The following is a 4033-nucleotide window of genomic DNA, read 5'->3' as shown; positions in this document are numbered from 1 at the left end:
TAGCGGGTGCGAGGACTGGCAGACTAACAGCTTAAATTGACACGCCTTGGGTTCTTGGAGTGTCCCTACGGGGGATAGTAAACTACCTCATAAACCTGCAATCTGTTGTAATTACCAGTTAAGGCGGTAATTAACACTGAGAGTCAAACCTCTGCCTGCATAATTAGAGCTGTCCGAGCCAAATCCAGCTAAGTATTGCGACAGCACGGAAAAATATTGATTATTCAATAAATTCTCGACTTTGACTTGTAGTTGCCCTTTTCCCAATTGAATTGTGCTGATGTAATCCACTGTGAGATAGCTGCTAATCGGGCCGCCATCGGAGCCGTCTTTGAAGGCTATATCGCGATTTCCAGAATATAAGAATTGTAACCGATTGTTCCATCCCTCCAAAGTTTCGTTTTGGAGATAAGCTGTTAGCTTGAGCGGTGGAATTCGGCTGCTATCGAGGGCGATGTAACGGTTTTCCTCCTGATATTCGCCTTGAATATAAGTAGCGGTTCCGCCGAGAGACCATGCTGGTGCCGGTTGCCAATCCACCGTCCCTTCTAAGCCGTAAATGCGTTCTGGGGCGCGGATTAGTTCCAGGCGACCTGTGTTGCCAACTGGTTGAAAATTCACTCCTAGATCCGAGGTATTGTAGAAAGCGGCAAGCGACATTTGCACGGATTGCCACCCTCCTCGAATGCCAATTTCGTAGTTGTTGACTTTTTGCGGTTGAGTTACTTTTAACGAAGATTCAATTCCGACAAAATCGTCGGGCGGTTCGCGAAGGATGCGGCCGAAATCTGGAACTGAGAAACCTTGAGAAAAGTTGCCAAATATGTTGAAGGTGTCATTAATTTTATACACAGCCCCTGTATTAAATAGGGTGGCGTTAAATTTGCGATCGCCTCCTTGGATCTGGCGATCGTTAAAAGTGGTATAATCATTGACTTCTAACCCGACGCGCTCGTGACGTATCCCGCCACTTAAAATGACGATATCGTCAATATTCCATTCCAATTGACCGAAAAGGCCAAGGCTGTTGTAAGTGTAAGCAGGCACGAAAGGACGCTCGGAGATTTTCCGGTAAACCCGGCCACCACTTGTGTCAAATCTCTCCGGGTCGTACAAGTCGAAACGCTGTCTGCTATCTTCAGTAACATAGTCAGAACCCCAAGTTAATCGAAGATTTTCGGCGCGGGATAAAGGAGTGGTGATCGCCAATCTACCTCCTATCTGTTCGTTCTCGGCTCGCGAACGAGTAACGCCGAGAAATGGCCCAAAGAAATCGGACGTGCGGTAATCTGAAGGAACACCTACATTGGAATTCGTTCGATAGTAAATTTGACTTTGAAGGCTGCTGCCAAAAAGGTTTTGGTTGGTGTAACTTAGGTTAATCTGTGTACTTTTATTTCCCGCTGTTTCCCCGTCGATATCCAAATTTCCGGTTCGGATGGCGCGGGCTTTTTGCCGTCCTTCCTGGTCGTCAACGCTAAAGTCTTGGATCACATTGGGGTCTTGGGTTTCCCGATAGTGATTGACAGTTAGTTGCAGCCGCTGTTGGGTGTCCAAATCTACGCCGACTTTACCCATCACGTTGAAGAGGGTGCTGCTATCTCCGCCGAGTTCAAAAAAGGGAATACGATCGCCCCCGGCATCGTAAAAAGCTCCACTTCTGGCGAGAGAGACAGTGCCGGTGAAATCGAAATTGCCACTTCGGCCAGAAATCGTCTGCTGAGCGTTAAAGCCCAGAGAATCTTCTGTGTTTGTTAAAGCGCTATTGACGCCCACTTCAGTAACAGCAGTTAGCCTTTCCTCCGTTGGCCGACGAGTAATGATATTAATCACGCCACCTGTAGCCTGAGCGCCGTAGATTGCGGTAGACCCCCGCACTACTTCAATGCGTTCGATCGCGCTGGGATCGATGTTTCTAAATTCTCTGCCAAAAGATTGAAGATTAGTCGTTTGTGGCACGCCGTCAATCAGAACGGAAACATCTCGACCCCGCAAAGTTTGTCCATAAGTGCTACTAAGTTGAGTCGGGGGCGCGAAACCAGGAACTTGATTTGCCAGGGCTTCCCCGATATTTCTCGATGCCCCTACCTGCTGCTGAAGTTCTTCTGAGTCTATCACCGTTATGGAGCGCGGCACGTTCGTCACTCTTTCTGCGGTTCGCGTTGCAGTGACGACGATTTCAATCGCGTCTCTCCCTACCTGTGGCGTTATAGCGGGTGGCTGTGTCGATGTTCCTGGTGGCTGCGCTGTCGGCGGCAAGGGTTCTCCGGGTGTCCCTGGTGGCTGCGCTGTCGGTGCTGCGGGTTCTCCTGGCGTCCCTGGTGGCTGCGCTGTCGGCGGCAAAGGTTCTCCGGGTATCCCTGGTGGCTGCGCTGTCGGTGGGAAAGGTTCTGCGGGTATCCCTGGTGGCTGCGCTGTCGGTGGGAAAGGTTCTGCGGGTATCTCTACCTGCTGTCCTGTCGGTGCTGCGGGTTCTCCGGGTGTCCCCGGCCGCTGTGTTGTAGGAGCCGGTGCAGGCGGGCGAGCCGTCATTTCCGAGGTGGGTTTTAAGCTCAGAATCAGACCCGCAGCATTAGGAATCACCCGTGCCACTGGTTGACCCCTCTCGCCAATGACTTTGATTCGGATGCTGTTGTTATCTAAAGGAGTAACGGTGACAGAAGCAATTCCCGCAGCCGGTTTGTCTTGACGAAACTCATTTCCCCCCGATAATCGCAGTTGAGCGGTGATCACGTCAACTTGTAAAGTTTCGCCAAAGCTGGTGCTGAAGACTTGCAGGGGTCTTCCATCTTCTGTGTCTAGGATGATTTCAATGCCTTCTGGCGTGGGGTTGAGGCGAACGCCCGTCACCTGCGCGATGTTGGAAGCGCACGTCGGCCCAGCGACTAACGCCGACACGATTCCTGCCAGCCCAAGGCTGCTTAATAATAGCTGCGATCTTTTCATTACTGTTAAATCAAGAATTGATAGAACTTCGGATATGTGGTTTGCGTTGCTTACACAACACGATTTGTGGCAGGGTTGCTGCTCTTCTGGGCAGGAGTGAAACTAACCAGCCGAAGATCCGGCCCAGTTGTCCGGCGCAGTTCGATCGGATTTTCCCGTCGCTAGCAGCCTTTGTCTGGCAGGAAGTGCTTGAGGGCGATCGCCTCAGTCCGATGCCAACTGTGGACGATCGCCCACGGTTGGCACTTTCCTCGGTTAAAGGAAGTAGTCGCTGGATGCTTAATGAGAAAGTCACTTAATTAGATAACAGAGCACTTGCATCTGTCAAGAGTTAACTAATGAAAAATTATTGCATTTTAAGATAGGGGGTGTCACCCCTCTATCTAGTTAGGCAGCACTTGCCTATTATGGTTGCTTGTCAGAGGTAGACAAACGATCGCCTAAAATACTATGGCAAGAGTTAAAAAAAATGTCATATAGGAAACGATAGGAGTCAAAAAATTATCTCAAGAACTCTTGACAATAGATATCATCTAGCATAGGATACTTAAAGTCGATAGCCGTAAAGCCCCTGAAGCTGATATCAAAGCTGGCTCGGACTGAAATCGCCCCGGAGCCATTGCTGAATAGCCCGATCGACAACAAAACGTGAAAAGCAGCGCTAATACCCGGATTGAAGACTCAAACGCGCTGATAAGAGACTCGTAACGCCCGAAAACTGTTCACAGAACGTCTATGTGGAAAGAATTTGGCGGAACTGGTTGGCGTACTGCAAACAAGATTTATAGGTAAAAAAGAATCGATGAGTGACGAAAGCATTAAGGGAAACCAACTCACCGAAAGTTGTACCAATTTAGTAGAACTCCTACAAAACAGAGCGTTACACCAACCTGAGCAGAAATATACATTTCTGTTAGACGGAAAAACTGAAACCGCCAGTTTGACTTATCGAGAGTTAGATGCGATCGCCCGATCGCACGCGGCGCGGCTTCAGGCCTTGGGCCTGGGCGGCGAACGAGTCTTACTGCTTTTCGGGCCCGGATTGGACTATCTCGCCGCCTTTTTTGGATGTTTGTACGCCAAAGCG

3 protein-coding genes are annotated in these 4033 nt (G+C 49.7%); 2 read left to right on the top strand and 1 reads right to left on the bottom strand.

Annotated features, from left to right (window positions below):
- Window positions 1–111: 111 nt before the first annotated feature.
- Complete coding sequence (locus QUB52_RS28735; RefSeq protein ID WP_332975636.1) at window positions 112–2946, bottom strand: TonB-dependent receptor domain-containing protein; 2835 nt, start codon at window positions 2944–2946, stop codon at window positions 112–114.
- Window positions 2947–2987: 41 nt separating this feature from the next.
- Here QUB52_RS28735 and QUB52_RS28730 point away from each other — a divergent pair, with 41 nt between their 5' ends.
- Complete coding sequence (locus QUB52_RS28730) at window positions 2988–3245, top strand: hypothetical protein (protein ID WP_332975637.1); 258 nt, start codon at window positions 2988–2990, stop codon at window positions 3243–3245.
- 503 nt (window positions 3246–3748) lie between these two features.
- Window positions 3749–4033: AMP-binding protein (locus QUB52_RS28725; protein ID WP_332975638.1), on the top strand; the 285-nt coding region annotated here is incomplete at its 3' end.

Source organism: Microcoleus sp. A6-C6 (genome assembly GCF_036705955.1).
In the GTDB taxonomy this organism is placed as follows: Bacteria; Cyanobacteriota; Cyanobacteriia; order Cyanobacteriales; family Microcoleaceae; genus Microcoleus.
Note: the sequence above shows the minus strand (reverse complement) of the source record. Positions and strands in the feature narration are given on the sequence as shown.